The sequence below is a fragment of the Grimontia celer genome, from assembly GCF_900055185.1.
GTDB classification, from domain to species: Bacteria; Pseudomonadota; Gammaproteobacteria; order Enterobacterales; family Vibrionaceae; genus Enterovibrio; species Enterovibrio celer.
Map to the genome: position 1 here is coordinate 659,542 of NZ_FIZX01000002.1, position 20,479 is coordinate 680,020.

Below are 20,479 nucleotides of genomic sequence, written 5' to 3' on the forward strand. Positions count from 1 at the left end.
GCGCTAAAAACCCTACTTTCTGCTTTCCAAATTGCTATTTTATCCCACCTGTCGCACGTATAATGCCGGTAAAAGTACACTGTAATTCAACGAGCATTCCCACCGCTTTTTGAATCCAAAAAATCACGGATGGTTTGTCACCCAACGGATGCAGTTTTACGGCGTTGAGCCGGTAACGATTTTCTGGAATATGCGAAATGCTTAAAGCCCGCCGAGCCGCGATGGCTGCCTGTTTAAGCCTACCTCTTTCATTGCCTTCTTTGGCCGATGTCGATCTTGACGCGCTGTTAGATATGCCGCTCGAATCTTTGTCGGACACCAAGGTGGTTTCTGCAACGCGCACTTCACTGAGTCTTGCCGATATTCCGGCGGCGGTTCATGTGATCACTTCAAAAGAGATCAAGCGCTCTGGTGCAAGGTCAGTTGCCGACGTGCTGGTGTTAGCTCCGGGTTTACACGTGGCGAAATTCTCCAATTATGACTGGGGTATTGCGGCCCGCACCACTAACGAAGCGTTGAGCAATACCATGTTGGTAATGGTTGATGGACGCAGCGTTTTCAATGGCATGTTCTCAGGAGTTGATTGGGACTTGATCCCGGTAAGCTTGGACAATATCGATCGTATTGAAGTGGTGCTCGGGCCAGTGGGAACGATTTGGGGTGGAAACGCCGCAAATGCCGTAGTTAACATCATCACTCTGGATGCCGAAGATGCGCCAAGAAAGCGCGTTTCTGCTTCTGTCGGTAATTACCACTATCAGGAATATCAGGTTCGTCACGGTGGCGAAGTCGCCGATAACTTTTTCCTGAGCGGTTATGCCGAGTTTGTTCAGCATATGCCATGGACGACGGACCAAGAACTCGTCAAAGAGCAGCAGCATTTCCGCGTTTACACGGAACGCTTCGGTATGCGTGGCGACTACCAGAATCTTGACCGTACCATTTCCTTCCAGGTAGGTGGCATTCGCTCGCGCGAGGATTACCAGTGGCTGAATTATCAACCTCACTTCCTGTTTCCAGGCCAGGATGTCGACGACTATGTTGCGTTTGATACTGAAATGCTCGCAGAAGAGTACTTCGCAGGTATCAAATACCTTCAGGATTTGAGTGAAGATACACACTGGGAACAGCAGTTTTGGCTGACGTACAGCAGTAGCAATGGCAATGATCGCAATGCGTACTTCACCCGCTTCGATTCGGAAACCACTTATACAGATAACAATGTGTTTGGTGGTCACTTTATGGTGGGGCTCAACTATCGTTTGGTTGACGAGTATTTCCGCCCTTATTCGCAGCATGAGCAGTATACATATCCCTATGTTCGAGTGACGGATGAAGCGGGCTTCACTAACCAAAGCGTTGCCTTGTATCTCAACTACACCTATCCAATGACAGATACCACTCAACTGATGTTGGGTAACCGCTGGCAATACTTCAATCTGGTCGAAGATACTTTTGCTCAGCCGCAGGTGCGTTTGATGCAGGAGTTAGGTGATAACCAGCGAATTTGGGCTGGCTGGGGTCGCTCTGTTATTACGCCTGCACGGCAGGGGAGAACGACCGATTTTCATCAGAATGCTTATGCGAGCAACGTGACTTTCTGCGAAGCAGGGAATCCAGGCAATTGCCTGCCTTATACCTTTGACTATATGCAGATTATTGAGCGTCAGGGTAGTGAAGACATGCCTGTGCCTAAAATGGAAACTTTTGAGCTGGGCTACCGTTTTTGGGCGGATAAAACGGTGCAGTTTGATGCCAACCTGTTCCTGAGTGAAGAGACCGATATTCCTGCTTGGTTACTGGAAAGTGCTGATCGCGATTACATCTGGGAAAACTCCTCTCCTGGCACCGTCGGAACAATCGTCGATGTATACAAGTATAAGCAGATAGCTCCTTTGAGCTCACGAACCCATGGGGGTGAGTTGAGTATGAAATGGCAGCCATCGAGCGATTTGCAAATTAACGCCAGCTACTCGTACCGTAAGATTAAAGCTGAGTGTCATGGTGATGTTTGTAGCAGCAGTGAAGGGCCACTTCGCAGCTACGAAAACGAGCCAGTGCATCTTGCCAATGCCCAAATCATGTGGGATATCACGCCAGATCTTTGGGTCAGTAATGTTCTGAACTACGTCGCTGCTTCCAAACCGGATGAGCTGGTGGGAAGTGAAGAAGAATATGGCTGGCCAGAAGTGCTGACATGGGACTTTATAGCAGGTTGGACACCTGGCAAAAACTTCCCTGAATTCATCTTCTCGGTAGAGAACTTATTCAACGATCAAGTGAACGAGTTCCCTGCTAGCTACGGTGGCTTCGACAACGGCACTCAATACTGGCTAGAGATAGATTGGCAGCTTCCATGATGAAACGGTCAATCCACCACTTTTATTACAGCTATAAAGCCAGAGCAATCGCGCTCTGGCTTTCGGCTTTGATTGTCTTTGCAATCAGCACATGCGTTCGTGCACATGACATCCGAGATGATGATTTAAAAGCCGTTTACCTATTCCGTTTTGCCATGCTGGTCGACTGGAAGGCTTCGCATGGTATGTCGTCTCAATATCACTTCTGCGTAGATGCAGACAATGGTGTCAGTAAGAAGCTCGAGGAAATCGCGCTCAGCAAGCCTCAAGCTGTGTTTCACCAAATCCGCAATGAACAAACACCGACTCCGGGATGCCATATCGTCTACACCACCACAAATGAAGCGGATCAAGTCTCTGCCTTGAAAGCGTCATTCCCCAACGCGCTTCTGGTAGGGGAAGGTCGTCGTTTCACTAGGGCGGGAGGCATGATGGCGTTTGTCCGCGTGAACAACCGCATTAAACCTCTTATCAGTAGAAGCAATTTGGCGGGCGCTCCATTTTCCCTGCGTTCTCAATTACTTTCCATTGCAGTGATAGAAGGGGAGGACAAGGCATGATTCTTCGTTGGCTGAATAACCTCCCTCTCAGAATCAAACTGGTGTTACCAACTTGGCTTTTGATGACTTCAGGCGTTGTCCTGCTTGGCTTTGCCATTGAGAAAATCGCAGAAGACAAAATGGAACAAAGCTTGATTGGCCGCACTGAGATTCTGACCAATGCAGCTGCGGTTAACCTGACTGCAGCGCTGGCGTTTGAAGATCAACGCACCGCGTTCGAGCAATTAGAAGCCCTCCGTGTTGATCCGGATTTGATTGGTGCGCGAGTACTTAAATCGAATCGTACTGAGTTTGCTTCAGTGATGGATTTGCCATCCGATTGCCATCCAACAGATGCGTCGATTATGTGTAGTGATACTAACTTCGAGCGTGTGAAGAAGCCGATTGTACTCGGACAGGAAATACTGGGATTCATCGAGGTGTATGTCTCGCGAGAAGCCATTGAGGAAGAGCGACATTTCCTGGTTGGATACTTAACGGCAGGAACCAGCTTGCTCTCTTTGTTGGCGCTCGTGTTTGCACAAATGCTTCACCGCTTGGTATCACACCCACTGGCGTCACTGCATCAGTCGATGTCTTCGATGCTGAGGTTGGGTGTGTTTGGTCGCGCTATTCCGGTTAAGCACAAGGATGAGCTGGGACAGCTGACAGCCTGTTTTAACGATCTGATTTCAAACCTGTCCGAGCGCGATTACCAGCTCAAACAGACGCTGAATCAGTTGGAGAACAAGAGCCAATATATCGGTGAAGTCCTCGATACGATGGAAGATGGCGTCATGGTTATAGCGCCCGGCGATGTAGTGACCTATTTCAACCCGGCCGCAGAATATCTGCTGCGTCGTGTGAACTGTTCACCACGTAATCTGACCAAGTTGTTGAGAACCTTTGAACCAGTGTCTCGGGTTCATGCTCTTTCTCACGCTATCGATAAACATCAGCCAATGAGGGGGATTGAACTGACTCATACCGCAACAGGTAAAGTGTTTCAGGTCAGTACGCAGCCGATGGCAGCAGCACAACATTCACTGGTGCAGTTTGATGATGTGACGGATCAACGTGAGGCCGAGCAACGCCGGAAACTCGCTGAACTTATCTTTGATAAGAGTCAGGATGCGACACTCGTGATGTCTAGGGATTTAACGATCAAGACGCAGAATGCGGCGTGTATCCATACCTTCGGGGTCCATCACTCATGGCACACAATGTCGACAGATGCTTCCTACAGACTAAGCTATGCGGAGCTCAAAACCTTGCTCACGACTGGAAACATGGAGTGGCATCGTATGCTGTCTGGTCATGGTGGTATTGATATACCTTGTCAGGTCGTCGCACGGACGCTGACCAACCATCGCGGTCGTGTTGAAGGCTTCGTGATTACCATTGTTGATTTGTCGGCGGAAATGGAAATTAAACGCCTCAACTACATAGCAAACCATGATGCGCTGACGGGATTGGCGAACCGTGCTCATGCTTTGGATAAGTTGACGCAAGACCATGACAAAGAGCGCGACATGCATGTGCTGTTTATCGATCTGGATGGGTTTAAGTCGGTGAATGATCAGTTTGGTCATCAGGTCGGTGATGAACTGCTGAAAGTAGTCGCTGAGCGTCTGAAGTCATCAGTTTCACGTCGTGATTTTGTGTCCCGTTTATCTGGAGACGAGTTCTTGATTGCGCTTTATGGCAATGTGCCAGTCGATACCGTTGCCAATCGACTTCTCGAAAAGCTCAGCGATGAAATTGTGATTAATAACTGTAAACCAAAGGTGAGTGCGAGTATTGGTGTACGTTATTGGTCAGCGAATGATCCGTCATCGCTGGCACAAGTTATTGAGCAGGCTGATAAGGCCATGTATGACGCGAAAGCCAATGGTAAAAACCGCTTTTCAATGTCTGAGAAAAATGCAATAACCACAAAGCTAGTGTGAATATGGAAACTCAGTCGAAACTCAACTCGAGGCGACCGGTGCATTTTGTTAGTGTCGGTCAAAAGAGCAACAATAAGGGACGTTGAAATGACATTGGAAGGCGCGATTACTTTCACCATCGCCATCTTCATTTTTGTTATCACTCCTGGGCCAGGTATTTTTGCGATTCTGGCTCGTGCGATGATTACAGGTTGGCGTGATTGCGTGGCGATTTCTGCAGGTATGGTAACAAGTGATCTTATTTACCTTACGCTGGCATGTTTTGGTTTGGCAACGATCGCTGAAAACTACGCGACCTTGTTTACCATCATTCGTTATGTGGGCGCGGCGTACCTGATTTACCTTGGCTACAAGATGTTTAAGGCGTTGCCACAAGTGGCCGAGCTTTCTGAAAAGCCAGCCAAGAAATCTTCAGGTGTGATGGCTGACTATATGCAGGGTGTTTTGATCTCAGCGTCGAACCCGAAAGTGATCCTGTTCTATATCGCGTTCCTGCCGACCTTTATGGACCTGACGATTCTGAGTATGGGTGATGTGGTGTTGGCGAATGTGCTGGCAGGTTTTGCTTTGATGAGTGGCGCGATGCTGATTGCTGTTTGTGCAGACAGAGCCGCCAAACTGCTGAAAACTGAGAAAGCCATTAAGCGCATGAATCGAAGTGCCGGTTCCATAATGATTGGTGCGGGTGCCTATTTGGCTGTCAGCCGGTAAGTTTAAGAATTCGAAAGTAAAAAGCAGCCTAAGGGCTGCTTTTTTTGTTCCTTTGATTCCCATTAAGCAATTTTGGTCTGAGAAGCCGTGAACTGATGTGAAATGGAGGAAATCACAGATGGCGTAATCATTGGATGTGAGTGGGTCGCTGAAACAATCACAATATCAATGGCAGGGAGCGGCGGTAAATTAGCGCCTGAAAGCACCTTCAGATCTGGTGGTACGCTTCCCGTCGCCATCGCGGAAAGTGCTTGTTGGCTTCGTACCAAGCCCACCAAGGTTGAAGCACTGGTGGTGAAGGCGACCAAATCGACATCAATACCAAACTTGCCGAGTCCATCGAGTGCGGTGGTGTGGAACTTACAGCTTTTATCAAACAAAGCTAATGGCAAGGGTCGGCGTTCCACCAGTGTAGGGTCATTACCACATACCCAGACGCCTTTATCATGCTTTAACAGCCAACCTTCGTCAGAATCTGGGGCTCGGGTGACGATGGCTAAGTCCAAATCACCGCTGTCGAGGCGTTGACGTAAACGAACGCTGGAAGCGCAAAGCACATTAAAGGTCACGTTGCCGAGTTGCTGTCGAAAAGCTTCAAGCAGCTCGGGCAGCAGCGATTCTGCATAATCGTCAGGACATCCAATACGGATAGGTCGGGCGTTGTCTTCGCGTTTGAAAGCGTCCAATGCTTCGTCGTGTGAGGCTACCAGCCTTCGGGCGTGACTAACCAATCGCTGTCCGGCAAGGCTGACGGTAAGTGGCCTTTTATCTCTATCAAACAGCGGATTGCCGAGCTCTTCCTCCAGTTTTTTTATCTGCATGCTGATGGCAGATTGCGTGCGGTGAATCTGTGCGGCGGCACGGGTAAAACTGCCTGTGTCCACGATGGCTAAAAAGCTTCGCAGTGAATCGATATCCATTCCCGATCTGTCCTTGCATCATGAAAGCGAATACTAGGTATCAAAACTATGCGTTAGAAACCTGTCCTGCTTCTGAGCATACTCGTTCACATCAACAAAAAGCAAAGGGAAAGGAGAGCCTAATGAAACTGATAATCGCCAACAAGAATTACTCAACATGGTCACTACGTGGCTGGCTGGTTCTCCGCGGCTTTGATATTGATTTTGAAGAAGTTGATCTCGATTTGTTCACGGATGCTTTTTACACCGAGGTCGGAAAACACTCTGGTGCTGGGAAGGTTCCTGTGCTGGTGGATGGAGATGTTGCTGTTTGGGACTCTCTGGCTATCTGTGAGTACGTTAATGAACAATATCTCAACGGAAAAGGCTGGCCTGAAGGCGTCGCTCAGCGTGCCAAGGCGCGTACACTTTCTGCTGAAATGCATTCTGGATTCACGACACTTCGCGGGGAGATGCCAATGAACATCCGTGCGCGCCGCAACGTTTCAGCTTCAGATGCGTGCTTAAAGGATATCGCGCGCATAGATGAGATCTGGACTGAGCAAATGGCACAGTTTGGTGATAAAGGTGGCTGGCTGTTTGGTGATTTCTCGATTGCTGATGTGATGTATGCGCCTGTTGCGTTGCGCTTTTTGACTTATGGGGTTTCTGTGTCCGCTGAAGCGCAGCGCTACATGGAAAAAGTGTTGGGTAGCGTCGCGATGAAGCAATGGATTCAAGAATCCAAACTGAACACGGTTGTGGTGCCGCAAGGAGAAGTGGGCACAGACGTGGCTGAGTAATAGGAGAACGGAATGCTTGTATACGGAGATATGAAGTCCGGAAATTGCCTGAAAGTGAAACTGATACTTTCATTTCTGGAGATTAAGCACGATTGGCTGCATGTCGATATTTTGAAAGGCGAGACGAAAACGACCGAATTTCTGGCGGTGAACCCCAATGGGAAGATACCCGCAGTCGTTTTGGATGATGGCCGTGTATTGTCTGAATCAAATGCCATTCTGGGCTATTTTGCAGAAGGTACCTCTTATCTGCCGACAGATAACTTCTTAAAAGCCAAAGTCTACGAATGGCTTTTCTTTGAACAATACTCGCATGAGCCATTTATTGCGGTTGCCCGCTTCATTCAGAAATACCAGGGAATGCCTGAAGAGCGGCTTGATGAATACCACTCCCTACAGGCTGGTGGACACAAAGCACTGAAATTGATGGATCAGCAGCTTGGAAAATCAGCCTTCATTGTTGGTGATACCATGACGATCGCAGACATCTCGTTGTACGCTTACACACACGTGGCGCACGAGGGCGGGTTCAGCTTGGAAAGCTATCCAAACATTCTGCGTTGGATAAATGCTATCGCCGACAGTGAGCATTACGTCGGAATGCCCGATTGAAGCTCTGACAAATCCAACATTAAAACCGCCGCATATGCGGCGGTTTCTCATTCAATTCACAATATCCATTACTGCGCAGCTTGAATGCTGATCTCTACTTCACCAAAGCCGAGCACACGCATTTCATCAGTATCCAAATTGGTTTCCAGCTCAATATCACCCTGACGAAGCGTTTCCGTCACACTGCGTTTAGAGCGACGCGACTCAGAGATAGGTTGTGCCTGCCCAATATCGATGGTGCCTGCATACTGGGATTCTGCATAGAAATCACCGGAAACAACAGCCTCGAACGGACGAAGGCTTTGGCTGGTGACGCTCTGCATGTTCTGTAAGCCATTTTCCTGAATGGCCCAACTCCAATCCCACCATTGTGATGCGCCCGGGATGTGGCGAATATTCCACTGGTGACGAATATCGGCGGACGGTTCACTGGCGCGCCCCATGGTGAAAGTATGTTTGTGGGTAGGACGGTTGGTTGGGTGGGTGTGCCATGCGTTACCACTCCAGCGAAGGAAGCCGTCGAATTCGACATCATAACTCACGTCTGCGCTGAATCGGTAAGGGTAGGAGATACTTGAACGGTATAGCTCCACGCGAATAGGAATCTCAGAATTGGCAGGTACCATAGGGCGAGCCTGAAGTGTGACCGCTTCTGAGGTCGCACCACCATTGGTGTTCGCCCAGCTTTGGTTAGCTTCCAGTTTGATCGTCAATTCTGTTTCGCCGACCAAAGGCCACTGGAACGTATTTTTGGTTTGCACGGATTGCGAGAAACCATAAGTGTTGGTTTTCGACCAGTTAGTGGATTCATCCACTTTGAGGTCAATGACCACCTGCTGTGCGATGTCGCTGCGGTTTCTAGCCGTTGCATACACGGTTTTCACCAACTGCTTGCTGGACTCAGTCACATCACCGTGCCAGAAATCATCACTGTTCAGTGTGTAATTGAAGTTGCTGACTTTGATAGCCGTTTTCTCGTCGCACCGGTACCCGTCACATGAGCCACGGTTGTTGCCTTGAATTACCCATTTGTCACCTTCCTGTCGGACCGACATGTCTCTGCCAACATAAGGGCTACTGTTTCCGCTGACCCAAGCGTACCCAAGGTTGTGGGCTAGATTGCTGAGCGGGCGGATAAACTTGCCTTCATCCGAAACCAGATTGTATTGAATATCGATTTCTTCTCCTTCAGGCAAAGTATGTTTCGCCACGTCAGGAATCCCTGTATTTCCCGTGTTGGTTGGATGGCACCACGTACTGTAGTTGGGTAAATCCTGTTTTATTCGTCCTTCATGTCCAGTCCCCATGATGACCCAGTCATCTTTCAAACCGGTAATTTGCCACTGACCCATTTTCGACAGCAGATAGTCGCGATGTAATGTGGCCTCACTGCGTGTGATGGGACGATAACCAGAGCGACATACATCTTCTCCTTGGTAGTCGACAACAAGCTGATCAGGAAAAATCTTCGCAAAGCTGGGTGTAGAAAACGCTGAAAACAAAGACAGGGTGATCAGCGATAGGGTGACTCTAGGCATGGCTTTTTCTCCATTGTTTTTAGATGTTGTGTTCCTGCGTTATTGGTAACGCAAAGTCAGCATGGCACCGCTCTTGGGAGGTGCTAACTGAAAAACAATGAAAAGTAATCGCCAATAAAATCATTGTATTACGACTGTGTTTTCAAACTTACTCTTGCTTTATAAACGGGTAATTAACTGGGTATGTGCGGAGACTTCATCCTTGATGAGCAGGAATTCTGGATCTTCGTAGATGACATCCAGCTTTGCCAGACAGCTTCCCTCTTCGAAAAACAAGTAAGGCGTCGCATGCAAAAAATTGGTGGTCTTGTTTAGGTTATCGACATAGACCAATTCGACATCACATTGAAAAAGGAAACTGGAATCGAGTGTTGATGCTAGGTGTCCCGTCAGCTTCACCAGACTGGTTTGTTCAGTACTACCATCTTCTATGCTTGAAACATGGATGATGGAACGACCATCAACAGCAGTCTGGCCTTTGGCAATGGTAGTACTGCGATCGGGATGAACTTGCACGAGGAAGTGCTGGTAATGACCAGACATTAATTGTTGTTGCCAGGGTAAGGCCAGTACACCGATAAACACGCTGGTGCTAAGAACGAGAAAAGCAATGGTGACTTTCATTTTCTTTGCTCCACAAATTGTTTGATTTGAGCTGCGACGACGGGAAACTGCCCCGAGCGATAAGTGAGGTTGATGGCGTCTTTTGCTTGGCGATGGAACCATGAAAGCTCATTTTCACCACCTCCGAGCCCGACAAAAACGACACAATCACACTGGTTTGAAGCGAGTAATCGCCTGAGAGGCAGCGAGAGTTTTACAGACGGGGATTTAATCAGCACCAATTCACCAACATGCTGTTTGGTTAATGCTAAGTGGGGGGCTGGCCAGGGAGCGAAATCCAGTTTGACGGAGAGAATGGCAAGTGTGGCAAATGCCAAGGCGATAGAGAGTGCGTTGAGTGCTGCTTTTATATAGCTCGGGCGGATGGGGATCTGATGATTTTGATGATTGCTCTCCGAAGCTACTTGTTGCTGCTCGGGCAAGGAATCGAGATCCTTGTTTGGATTGGGTAATGCTTCTGAGTGGCTGTGCTCGAGGGTACTTTCCAATGGAATCTCAATGCATTGTACTCTGCCCGGTAGTGCGCGATATCCCACTCTTGGAGCCGTAACGATTGGGCTCTCTTTGACACCAAGTTTTAAAAAAGCGTGCCTTAAAGTGCTGATGGATTTGGCCAGTGAGGTATCACCCACACAGACGTTTCCCCAAGCGTGGGTAATAATTGTTTGCTTCTCGAGCACATCCGGCGCGCGCTCTAGCAGTAACTCTAGAATCAGTCCTTCCCGGTGACCAATACCCACACTTCGTGTATCAGTAAATATCCGGTTTTCTACTGGATCAAATTTTATCATTTGCATTCCTGCTTGCATTGTAAATTTGACAAATGCATAAGAAATAGAATCTCCCTGAAGGATATCTATATGGGATTTTAGTGGATTATTAAAGTGAAATTTACAACGTTAAAAATATACTCTATGTTTCCTGTTTATATTTAAATTCCATTGTTAACTAATATATTAATAAAGTGGTCATGACATAATCCCCCTAAGTGTTTGAAAAAGCGTTAGGCGATATGTGAATCTATTATCTTCTCTTTATCAGTGGTTTGGGTGTAATCGGTTGCATGGGTCGAATGCAGTTTTAACTGAGTGCCATTACTTGCATATATTCGAGAAGAGGTGTTTGAATAATTTCTTGACACTCTTTTTATGGATTCTCTTTCTGCTAAATTGTCATGGTTTTGTTATTTTTATGTCATTCCTAAAATCTACTTCTTGATATAAAAAAGGTTCTTATGTCTGCATGTTATTCTAGTCATTAATATTTCTGTTTTTAAGAGGGATATTTCGATGGCCTTGATGGACAAAACCGATGCGTAAGGAGCAAGTTGAGGTTTTTGGTAACGACGGACCTGATAACTGGAAGATTTCGGCGGATAGACAACCAAATCGGCCTTTTCTTTGATGTAGCCCATCAAAATGTTCTGCTGCTTAGGTTTAAGGTGTTGCCTCATCCCGCAGAAAAGAAGTCGCACTCCGATGACAAAGATTAATCAAGAAAGACTGGTTGAGCATTTTATTGAGCTGGTGAAAATTGACAGCGAGTCTGGCAACGAAAAAGCCATGGCAGAAACGCTAGCAGAACAACTGGGTCAGATGGGTTTTGAAGTCAGCAAGCTTCCAGTACCTGAGCATATTACTAACGGTTTCAATATCTATGGAAAACTGGCGGGCTCACTGGAAGGAAGCACTGTATTCAGCAGCCACATGGATACCGTTACACCGGGTAATGGCATTGAGCCGGTTATTGAAGAAGGCATTATCCGCTCCAAAGGCAACACGATTCTGGGTGGCGATGACAAATCTGGTATTGCTGCTGTTATGGAAGCGGTTCGCACCATTCAGGAAAATGGGGAAGCGCATAAGACCATCGAAGTTGCGTTTACCGTTTATGAAGAGCTGGGCTTGGAAGGTGCTAAACACTTCGACATGAGCAAAATTGAATCCCAGCAAGCGATCGTGCTGGATTCAGGCGGTCCAATTGGCACCATTATTACGACTGCGCCTGGTCAGCAAAGCCTGAAAATCACCGTAAAAGGAAAACCGGCGCACGCTGGCCTTGCGCCTGAAACGGGCATCAATGCTCTGACTGTAGCATCTGATGCGATCAGCCAAATGAATCTGAGCCGTATCGACGAAGAAACCACGGCTAACATCGGTGTGGTTCGCGGCGGTCAGGCGACAAACATTGTCATGCCTGAACTGTACATAGAAGCAGAAGCACGCTCACTGAATGACGACAAGCTGGCGAAGCAGGTTGAACATATGGTTTCAACCTTCGAAGCCGCGGCGGAAAAACACGGCGCTGGTATCGAGATTGATTCTACCCGCTCTTACAACGCTTACCAGATTGCAGACAGCGATCCGCACGTTGTGGCCATCAAAGCAGCTTTCGAAGCCAATGGTATCGAGCCGATGACTAAACCAACAGGTGGCGGCTCAGATGCGAATATCTTTAACGAGAAAGGCTTGAAAACCGTGAACCTCTCTACTGGGATGGCGAAAGTGCACACGACAGAAGAGTTCATCGCCATTGCAGACCTGATTGCTATCAGTGAATTTGTGCGTACCTACGTGACGCGTTAATCGACTGATAAATAAAAACCGCCTTCGGGCGGTTTTTTTACCTGCTTTTATTGTCCAAACCAAGGGAGATAAATTTGCTGATGGGCGATGTCTAATGCAACGTAGACCAACAGAATGGACATGCTGATATTGAACACCCGGAAATAAACGGGGTTCGCGATGCGCTTGCCAAGCAGGCTTCCGATGAGCGAATAGGAGGCGGGAGCGCCAAAAGCCAGTATGGTCAAGATCCCAATCCAGAACAGACTCTCTATCCCGTGGATGTCAGCAGCAGGGAACTGAATCGTCACAATGGGGAGCGTCGCAATGATGCCCTTGGGGTTAAGCAATTGCAGCACCAATCCATCGCGGAACGTCATCATACTTTCATTACGTGAACTCTCATTGATATCCACTTTCGCCTTTGCCAACTTCCACGCGATGTAAAGAATATAGCTGCAACCAATAACACTGATATAAGGAAGGGAGGTCGTGGAAACCAGCGTACCGCCAATCAGTGACATTGAAATGAAGAGGATCAGCATTGCGGTGGCGACGCCAGCGAAGAAACCAAGATCCTCTCGCGTGCGATTTTGAAGTCCGCCATTCAGGCCAAGAAGATTCACAGGGCCCGGAGAATACATAATGCCAAAGGCATATGCCCAAAGTTCGAACATAGGAAGTCCTTTTCAGAAATCAGAGAGGGAAATTTAGTTAGAGATTTGAAGCTGGTATTGCTTTGGCGTCATACCATAGACGCGCTTGAACCTTCGATTGAAATGGCTACTGTCGGCAAAACCGAATTCCTGAGCAACATCGCTTGCGGACTGTCCGCTTTCCAGCGCTTTGCGAGAACCATTAATACGACAATTGATGACGTATTGGTGAGGCGTAATACCAAACTGCGCCCGAAACTGACGGATAAAGTGATACTTTGACATGTTGGCAGCATCAGCAAGATCATCAATGGCGATATCTTTAGCGAGGTTGTCCTGCACAAAATCTTTGGCGCGTATTAGCAAGGTATCTCTGCGGTTTGTTGGCGTGACTTCATCTAGCATGCCAGCTAATGACACCAGAGTATGTGAGAGGTTAAAGAGTGCAGATTCCTGCTCAATACGATGGCAGGAGGGATCTTTAATTAGGCTGGAAAGGATCAACGCCTGATTGCGGAGTTTAACATCGTTAAGTAAGCAGCCTTTGATTCGCAGCGCCGATGGTGCCTTCACGCCAAGCGCTTTGACTTGAGCGGTAATGCTGTCTGGGTGGACATAGAGCATCAAATACTCGAGGTTTTGGTCTCCTCCCGAACTTCCATCATGAACATCTTCCGGATTGAATAGGATAACGCCGCCTTCAGGACTTCTATGGAAAGCGCTCTGACAGAAAAAATCCTGCCTGCCTTTAAGGGTCACACCAATAGAAAACTCTTCGTGGGCGTGTTTGTCGTAAGTGAAGTCGCTCATATTTGCGTCAAGCACAGCTACACCTTCAAGGTGCTCACTGTTTACAAACTGGAAGCGATTGTCTGTGTCCACGTCCGTTCCCTCATCCATCTCTTTAACATCTTTGCAAAATATAGAAGGGAGAGGAAACGAAAACTTGAACAAAATTGCGCGATTTTTCTATTTATCGCGCTATTCGGTAGGTATCACCATTTGGCGAATATGCTGACGAAGCTCCTTCGCGTTCGATTCTGTGAGTAAGAGATTGGCGAGAGAGACCATCGCGATGGCAAAATAGGCGCCTGACGATAGAAATGATCCCCAGCTAAAGGAAGCGAAGGTCATAAACGAAAAAAGGCCTATCAAACAAAGTTGAGCCAGTTGGTTGTAATTGATGGCAAGGATCCCCGTGGCGGGATCGTTTTCAATGTTGACGGGCAAAGTACTCCATCCCCATTTCACACGTACCTTGCCGTCTTTTAATACTGCGTTAAAGCCATTTTCCCTGAGGTGTTGGCTGAGTTTGTCTAAATCCATTAAATGCCGCCGATGCTATCTGTATGCCCAAATGTGGAGCCACAACAATCGCATTGTTGATAGGAGCTGCCAAGCACCAGATCCATAGAGTTAGAAAGAACGATTGTTGCGCGTTGAAATAAAGTGGCATCGGGTTCAGCTTTTCGTGGTTCAAGTTGCACCAGTGTGTGGGCAGTCAGTTTCCCGCAATCACTGCAGTAAAGTTTGTTCTCTTGTTCTGCCATATGTACCTTCCTTAGTTGTTTTCACTCTGAAGCCCTGTGAAAACGCCGTTCACACTGAATATCAGCCTACTTCAGGCTGATTGGAGAAATGAAGGCGGACAGGTGAAAGTGTGAAACCATTCGAAGTATTGAGCTCTAAATGCCTTCTTTTTCGCCAACCTGTCAGCTTTTTTGGTGATGAGGATCGTCTTTGGCTTGGATCCTATTAAAGCTGGTTAATATACGATCAATTTCTGGCTGATTTTGTGTTGTTAAAATTCTCAAAGCGTGAGCATCGAGAAAAACAAATGAGATTCTTCGATGAGAATAGAGAGGATTATCTGAAGAATATGACGAAATAAATGTTGATAGAAGTCTCATTAATAAAATAAATCTAGATTAGATCGCGTTTTATGTTGCGCGATCCTTAAATTGATAAAAAATATCAAGGTGTGGCGAGGAAACAACAAAAAATGAATTCAGCCATGTAGTAATTATCACTGTCTCCAAAAGGAAAGGGATCATTTCTTGGCGGTGATTTGGATCCTTTTTTTACTTAGTCCATGAAAAGGATCTTAATTTGAATTGAAGTGTATTGTTCAGAGAGCAGTGATTAGATCCTTATGGAAATAATCAACACCCTGAACCTATGACAAATGAAAACGCAGCTGTGCACTGGAAGCGAATTTTTTGGAGATGTGGAATGTTTGGGCAAGGCGATCTGCGAAATAAGCTCGTAAATTACGGTCGTAAACTCTTTTTGCAAGGACATGATGTTGGGGAAAGAGGAAACCTCTCAGCGCAGATGGAAGACGGGACTGTCGTCATTACCACCAAAGGGCTGAGGATGGGAAAGCTTGGGCGAGAGCACTTCTCTGTGGTCTCTCTAAAAGGGGACCTCATATCAGGCGATTTGCCGGAATGGGAATTTCAGCATCATTTAGATATTTATAACGCCAACCCAAAACACAAAGCTATATTCACAATCACACCAAAACATATCTCTAAATTAATCTCTGAAGAAAACCTTAACAATGAGAATGTACTACCAGCGCTTTCTCCAATCGTGGCAATGAGAACAACAACGCTTCCTAAAATTCCACTATTTAGATCTTCTGGATCCCGCTTTCTTGCCGAAAAAGCCAAAAGCCATCATGCGGTCTTAATTGATAATATCGGTTTGGTGGTAATGGGAGAAGATCTCGAAGATGCACTCTGTAATGTTGAAGAGTTGGAAGAAACAGCCGCGCTAAGGATGCAGGCAGCCAATGATAACTTTCGATATTTGAGTAACGAAGAGATCGCGGAAATTAACGCGGTATTTGCGCACTAATATCTCTAAATATTCAAAAGGATCCAAGTCAAGAAGCTGGCATCAACGCCAGCTTCTTTTTTGTATTTAATAGTGGATCGCGCGAGGAAGGTCTTTTGCCTGAGCAATCCAGTCTTCAACTTTGCTTTCACCTGGTAATTGGCGAACTAAGTTTTTCTCTTCATTCACCTCAGCCATCTTGGCTGCTAGATTTTCCGCATTACGTTGTGCTAATTCAGGGACTGTATCGACACCTGCGAATTCCAGAAGATCGGCATATTGCGTACTGATCCCCTTCACTCGGGCCAGATCAGCGCGGTTAATCCACTTCAGCACGAGTTTTCTGCTGATCTCACTCTCTTCCGCTATGGATTTACGGCCTGAAGGCTGAGCACCTTTTTCCAGAAGCTGCTCAATGGTTGCAATACCAATCGCATTGAGCTTTTCAGCGTAGGTTTCACCAATACCTTCGATATCAACAAGCTTAGTCATTTGCTCTTTCTCCTTAATCAATGAGCGAGAGGCCTGCATTTCTCCAGTGAAAAGAGAGAAATTTCGGAGCGGGAAATACAGGCTAATACCCAAACTCGCTGAATCCTGCAGCTTCAGGTTGTTTGGGTATATCTATCGACTCAGGCCGGAGCAGAAAGAAGTGTCCTGATTTTGGTACTTGAGGAAAAAGTAGAAATCTGGCGACTCAGTTAAACAAAACCGTGATTCAACAAATTTCAATCAGAGAGTGAGCAATATTATCAGATTACTGAAATTAACGTATACATAAAGCATTGCTTATCAAGATGTTCCTGATAGTAAATAAGAGAATGAGCGCCTCATAAGTGAGGATATATGTCTTTTGTGTCTCATTATTAGTTATTTAATCAGAAATTTTTCATTCCAAAGTGATCAATTCCTGCTATTGATAAAAATATTAATGTATACATTGAGAGGGATTGTAATTGTTACTAGGATGTAAATGAAGCGTGCTTTCGAGGTACGTGGTTGCTACCAAACAAGGAGATTCACGATGTTAGGACGTAGCTTCATTTACATGGCGATAGGGATGTCTCTCTCGTTGGGGAGTGTCGCTGGCACAGCGTCAGCGGCAACAACACTTAAAGTACAAACGTCTACTCAATCCGGCGGTTACTCATTTGGTTACCTGAAGGAGAATTGGTTACCGAAACTTGAGGAGATGACCGACGGTGAAGTAAGCATTGAATTACTTCCGATTAAGTCTGTGATGCCGCGAAACGAGACACCAGAAGGCGTAGCCGCAGGTATTCTTGGTGGTGATCTCACCTCTATCGCTTATTTCAGTGGCCGCAATCCGGCGTTCGCAATTCTTGGCGATCTGATAGCAGGTTACGACTCTCCAAAACAAGTGCAGGAGTTTTGCCGCAATGGCGGTGGCGCAGAAGCGCTACAGACTTTATGGGACAAAACATTACCTGGACGAATTCATGTCGTTGGCTGCGGTGCCGTATCAAAAGAAGCTTTGGTTTCAAAAGTGCCTATCCGCTCAGTTGATGACCTCAAGGGCGTAAAAATTCGATCACCAGAGGGCTTGGCTGCATCAGTATTCCGTGCTGCTGGCGCGAGCCCTGTCAATATTCCGTTTTCTGACGTTTTCACATCGCTTGAAAAAGGTGTAGTGGATGCCGCAGATGCCTCCGCTTATGTGAACAACGACAAAAACGGCTTTCACCAAATTGCTCAGTATCCTCTCTACCCTGGAATTCACTCCATGGCGGTGCACCAGTTTACGGTGAGTAAAAAGAAGTGGGACAAACTCACTCCTGAACAGCAGGATGCGCTCAAACAATGGTTTTACATGGCGTATGGCGATTTGCTCAACGCTTTGGATGATCAGGACAAATCTCTCGTTGCACGTGATACAGCAGATCCAAACATTGAGGTGATTGATTGGCCTCAGGCTGAGCGCGACAAATTCCGCCGTATCGCTCAAGGGGCTTGGGAAGATACTGCCACCAAGTCGCCCGAAGCCAAAGCTGCGCTTGAGGCTCACTATAAGTTCATGCGGGAAAACGGACTGCTTTAGCAGTGGGCGGGGAGCCTCGGGCTCCCTGTATAAGACTATTGGTTTGGTGTAATAAATGAACTTAGTGAAACTCGCAAATACAGCCAGCAAAGCCAGTGTATTTATCGGTAAATCCAGCGGTGTTTTTTATGCCGTGGCGATTGTGTTGGCGGTAACAGAGGTGATTGCACGTTATGTCTTTAACAGCCCGACGTCATGGAACCTTGAAATTATCATGGCGCTCTGTGGCTCTGCCTGGTTGCTCAGTGCTGGTGCTGTTACTCAACAGCAAAGGCACATCACGGTGACAGTGATGGAACTTGTAGTGAGCGAATCAGTGTGGAAGTGGATGCAGCGTCTGGCTTTGGTGATTAGTTTGTTCGCTGTTGCCGGCCTAATTTGGGCAGCGTTTGACCCAGCGATTCACGCGATCAACAACATTGAACGCTCGGGCAGTGCGTTTAACCCGCCGTTACCCACATATTTCAAAGCACTTTTGTTGTGTGCTGGTGTGCTGTTTTTCATTCAGCTTCTGGCAAACCTCATTCTTTCTTTTGATGAGGAGGCAGAACAATGAGCATTGAAATGATCACGCTGACCATTATCGGGAGCTTGTTCCTGTTAATGGCGATAGGTGTGCCACTGGGTGCAACAACGTTACTTGTTTCTGTGGCGACAGCACTACTGAATTTTGGACCAGACGGTCTGATCCTTATCTCCAGTAACGTTGTGCATGTTTTCGAAAAGCACGCGCTTATCGCGGTTCCGTTCTTCGTCTTTATGGCGAATATTCTTGAACGCTCGGGGGTAGCGAAAGAACTTTTCAACAGTATGGCGATTCTCGGCGGACAAATGCGCGGAGGCATTGCAGTGCAAACTGTCTTTGTCAGCGTAGTACTGGCGGCGATGAGTGGTGTTGTCGGCGGTGAAATTGTCCTACTTGGATTGATTGCGCTTCCCCAAATGTTCCGCCTTGGTTATGACCGCAAATTGTCGATTGGAACCATTGCTGCATCGGGCTCGCTCGCCACGTTAATACCACCTAGCGTTGTGCTGATTGTATACGGTGCTGAAGCCGGGGTCTCAGTCAAAGATCTATTTACCGCCGGTGTGGTGCCGGGACTATTGCTCGCTTCCCTGTATGTCACTTACGTACTGGTGCGTTGCCACCTTAATCCTGCTTTAGGTCCGGTTTACGATAAACCGGAAGCGAGATTACCGCTCAGCCAGCGCTTGGTTTACCTCAAAGGTGTGGTATTGCCAGTACTTCTGATTGGCTCTGTTCTTGGCTCGATCTATATGGGAATCGCAACGGTCACTGAGTCTGCCGCGATTGGTTCGGCTGGTGCTGTGCTCATTGCTGCCCTTCGTAAAGAGCTGACACTGACGAATATCAGAGAAGCACTTTGGTCAACCGTGATTACGACAGGCTCCATCATCTGGTTGATCGTGGGTGCGGTTTCTCTGGTGGGTATTTACAACATTATCGGAGGCACCAGCTTCCTGAATGGATTACTGACCGGATTGGATCTTCCGCCTCTGGCGATTATTGCGTTGATGATGGCCATTGTGATGGTGCTTGGCACTTTCCTGGACTGGATTGCGATTGTCTTTATCACCGTGCCGGTGTTTACCCCGGTGGTTTCCAGTTTAGGGTTTGACCCTGTTTGGTTCGGCATCCTGTTCGCCATGAACATCCAAATCTATATGTTGTCCCCGCCATTTGGTCCAGCCTGCTTCTACCTGAAAAGTGTGGCGCCGAAAGACGTGACTTTACAGGAAATCTTCATGGCAGTGCTGCCATTTATTGGACTGCAGTTGATTGGATTGATGCTTGTGCTGTTCTTCCCTGAATTGGCACTTTGGCTACCGGGACTCACGAAGTAGGAGTGGCAATGAAAACATCAAATGGAAAGGACCCTGAAGTGTATGAATTTGGCTGGTGGCCGGAGGTGATCGGCTTCTTGCTGGTTAACGCCATGTTCCTGTTCTTGTTTCTCGGCTCTCAAGGCTCGCTTTAGTGAAGGAGTATTAAGCGATGTATGTAGTCACGGTGACCTTCGATGTGAAAGGCGCATTTTACGATGCATTTTTAAGGCTGGTGAAAAAAAACGCCTCACTTTCAAAAGAAGAGACAGGTTGTAGACAATTTGATGTCTGCACCGACAATGCCAATAACCAGGTATTTCTGTATGAGAAATATGACTCTCGTCAGGCCTTTGAACACCATTTAGTGACGGCGCATTTTTTCTCTTTTGAACAAGCGTGCATTGGAAAGCTGGATAACAAAAAAGTCCAGTGCTTCGAAGAAATTTGGCCGCTACAGGAAGAATAAAAGGAAAGTG

22 protein-coding genes are annotated in these 20,479 nt (G+C 47.1%); 13 read left to right on the forward strand and 9 right to left on the reverse strand.

Annotated elements, in window-relative coordinates; all coding sequences use genetic code 11:
- Positions 1-197 precede the first annotated feature (197 nt).
- The 4 genes from GCE9029_RS13165 to GCE9029_RS13180 all read left to right on the forward strand — a co-directional run bounded on the left by GCE9029_RS13165 (position 198) and on the right by GCE9029_RS13180 (position 5,559).
- On the forward strand, positions 198-2,360 hold the full coding sequence (locus tag GCE9029_RS13165) for a TonB-dependent receptor plug domain-containing protein (RefSeq protein ID WP_062663700.1): 2,163 nt from the start codon (positions 198-200) through the stop codon (positions 2,358-2,360).
- Positions 2,357-2,920, forward strand: coding sequence for a YfiR family protein (locus GCE9029_RS13170; protein ID WP_063856887.1), 564 nt, complete (start codon positions 2,357-2,359; stop codon positions 2,918-2,920). Before GCE9029_RS13165 ends, GCE9029_RS13170 begins: the two co-directional genes overlap by 4 nt.
- A complete protein-coding gene (locus tag GCE9029_RS13175; protein ID WP_062663701.1) occupies positions 2,917-4,848 on the forward strand; it encodes a diguanylate cyclase domain-containing protein in 1,932 nt (643 codons plus the stop codon). Before GCE9029_RS13170 ends, GCE9029_RS13175 begins: the two co-directional genes overlap by 4 nt.
- An 87-nt stretch (positions 4,849-4,935) precedes the next feature.
- A complete protein-coding gene (locus GCE9029_RS13180) occupies positions 4,936-5,559 on the forward strand; it encodes a LysE family translocator (RefSeq protein WP_062663702.1) in 624 nt (207 codons plus the stop codon).
- Between the two features lie 62 nt (positions 5,560-5,621).
- Here GCE9029_RS13180 and GCE9029_RS13185 read toward each other — a convergent pair whose 3' ends face one another.
- Complete coding sequence (locus GCE9029_RS13185; RefSeq protein ID WP_062663703.1) at positions 5,622-6,479, reverse strand: LysR family transcriptional regulator; 858 nt, start codon at positions 6,477-6,479, stop codon at positions 5,622-5,624.
- Between the two features lie 122 nt (positions 6,480-6,601).
- On the opposite strand from GCE9029_RS13185, the gene GCE9029_RS13190 reads away from it, so the two are divergent.
- Both GCE9029_RS13190 and GCE9029_RS13195 read left to right on the forward strand, forming a co-directional pair.
- Positions 6,602-7,261, forward strand: a complete 660-nt coding sequence (locus tag GCE9029_RS13190) for a glutathione S-transferase family protein (RefSeq protein WP_062663704.1) — start codon at positions 6,602-6,604, stop codon at positions 7,259-7,261.
- Between the two features lie 12 nt (positions 7,262-7,273).
- Complete coding sequence (locus tag GCE9029_RS13195) at positions 7,274-7,873, forward strand: glutathione S-transferase family protein (RefSeq protein WP_062663705.1); 600 nt, start codon at positions 7,274-7,276, stop codon at positions 7,871-7,873.
- A 68-nt stretch (positions 7,874-7,941) separates the two neighbouring features.
- On the opposite strand, the gene GCE9029_RS13200 is transcribed toward GCE9029_RS13195, so the two are convergent.
- The 3 genes from GCE9029_RS13200 to GCE9029_RS13210 form a co-directional block, all read right to left on the reverse strand.
- Positions 7,942-9,411, reverse strand: coding sequence for an aerolysin family beta-barrel pore-forming toxin (locus GCE9029_RS13200; RefSeq protein WP_062663706.1), 1,470 nt, complete (start codon positions 9,409-9,411; stop codon positions 7,942-7,944).
- 159 nt (positions 9,412-9,570) lie between these two features.
- The gene (locus GCE9029_RS13205; protein WP_062663707.1) at positions 9,571-10,035 is read right to left on the reverse strand and encodes a hypothetical protein; all 465 of its coding nucleotides are present in this window, start codon (positions 10,033-10,035) and stop codon (positions 9,571-9,573) included.
- Positions 10,032-10,826, reverse strand: a complete 795-nt coding sequence (locus tag GCE9029_RS13210) for a transcriptional regulator (RefSeq protein ID WP_062665663.1) — start codon at positions 10,824-10,826, stop codon at positions 10,032-10,034. Before GCE9029_RS13210 ends, GCE9029_RS13205 begins: the two co-directional genes overlap by 4 nt.
- Positions 10,827-11,513: 687 nt before the next feature.
- On the opposite strand from GCE9029_RS13210, the gene GCE9029_RS13220 reads away from it, so the two are divergent.
- A complete protein-coding gene (locus GCE9029_RS13220; RefSeq protein WP_062663709.1) occupies positions 11,514-12,620 on the forward strand; it encodes a M20/M25/M40 family metallo-hydrolase in 1,107 nt (368 codons plus the stop codon).
- Positions 12,621-12,667: 47 nt separating this feature from the next.
- Here GCE9029_RS13220 and GCE9029_RS13225 read toward each other — a convergent pair whose 3' ends face one another.
- From GCE9029_RS13225 to GCE9029_RS13240, 4 genes are all read right to left on the reverse strand, one after another.
- The gene (locus GCE9029_RS13225; RefSeq protein WP_062663710.1) at positions 12,668-13,276 is read right to left on the reverse strand and encodes a LysE family translocator; all 609 of its coding nucleotides are present in this window, start codon (positions 13,274-13,276) and stop codon (positions 12,668-12,670) included.
- Between the two features lie 33 nt (positions 13,277-13,309).
- On the reverse strand, positions 13,310-14,137 hold the full coding sequence (locus GCE9029_RS13230) for an AraC family transcriptional regulator (protein ID WP_062665665.1): 828 nt from the start codon (positions 14,135-14,137) through the stop codon (positions 13,310-13,312).
- Positions 14,138-14,236: 99 nt separating this feature from the next.
- Complete coding sequence (locus GCE9029_RS13235; protein WP_062663711.1) at positions 14,237-14,581, reverse strand: hypothetical protein; 345 nt, start codon at positions 14,579-14,581, stop codon at positions 14,237-14,239.
- Positions 14,581-14,805: a hypothetical protein gene (locus tag GCE9029_RS13240; RefSeq protein WP_062663712.1), complete on the reverse strand. Its 225-nt coding sequence runs from the start codon at positions 14,803-14,805 to the stop codon at positions 14,581-14,583. The genes GCE9029_RS13235 and GCE9029_RS13240 overlap by 1 nt, the downstream gene beginning before the upstream one ends.
- A gap of 628 nt (positions 14,806-15,433) precedes the next feature.
- Here GCE9029_RS13240 and GCE9029_RS13245 point away from each other — a divergent pair.
- The gene (locus tag GCE9029_RS13245) at positions 15,434-16,117 is read left to right on the forward strand and encodes a class II aldolase/adducin family protein (RefSeq protein ID WP_231870099.1); all 684 of its coding nucleotides are present in this window, start codon (positions 15,434-15,436) and stop codon (positions 16,115-16,117) included.
- A 66-nt stretch (positions 16,118-16,183) separates the two neighbouring features.
- On the opposite strand, the gene GCE9029_RS13250 is transcribed toward GCE9029_RS13245, so the two are convergent.
- Positions 16,184-16,588, reverse strand: coding sequence for a DUF4332 domain-containing protein (locus GCE9029_RS13250; protein ID WP_062663714.1), 405 nt, complete (start codon positions 16,586-16,588; stop codon positions 16,184-16,186).
- A 532-nt stretch (positions 16,589-17,120) separates the two neighbouring features.
- Between GCE9029_RS13250 and dctP the strand changes: the two genes are divergently transcribed.
- The 5 genes from dctP to GCE9029_RS13270 are packed head-to-tail and all read left to right on the forward strand — an operon-like array spanning position 17,121 to position 20,469.
- Entirely contained in the window at positions 17,121-18,155 is a 1,035-nt protein-coding gene (dctP, locus tag GCE9029_RS13255; protein ID WP_197475362.1) for a TRAP transporter substrate-binding protein DctP, read from the forward strand.
- 55 nt (positions 18,156-18,210) lie between these two features.
- Positions 18,211-18,711, forward strand: coding sequence for a TRAP transporter small permease subunit (locus tag GCE9029_RS13260; protein WP_062663715.1), 501 nt, complete (start codon positions 18,211-18,213; stop codon positions 18,709-18,711).
- A complete protein-coding gene (locus GCE9029_RS13265; RefSeq protein WP_062663716.1) occupies positions 18,708-20,021 on the forward strand; it encodes a TRAP transporter large permease in 1,314 nt (437 codons plus the stop codon). Before GCE9029_RS13260 ends, GCE9029_RS13265 begins: the two co-directional genes overlap by 4 nt.
- Before the next feature lie 8 nt (positions 20,022-20,029).
- Complete coding sequence (locus tag GCE9029_RS26930; protein ID WP_269449276.1) at positions 20,030-20,155, forward strand: hypothetical protein; 126 nt, start codon at positions 20,030-20,032, stop codon at positions 20,153-20,155.
- Positions 20,156-20,172: 17 nt separating this feature from the next.
- Positions 20,173-20,469, forward strand: a complete 297-nt coding sequence (locus GCE9029_RS13270; protein ID WP_063856889.1) for a putative quinol monooxygenase — start codon at positions 20,173-20,175, stop codon at positions 20,467-20,469.
- Positions 20,470-20,479: the final 10 nt, after the last annotated feature.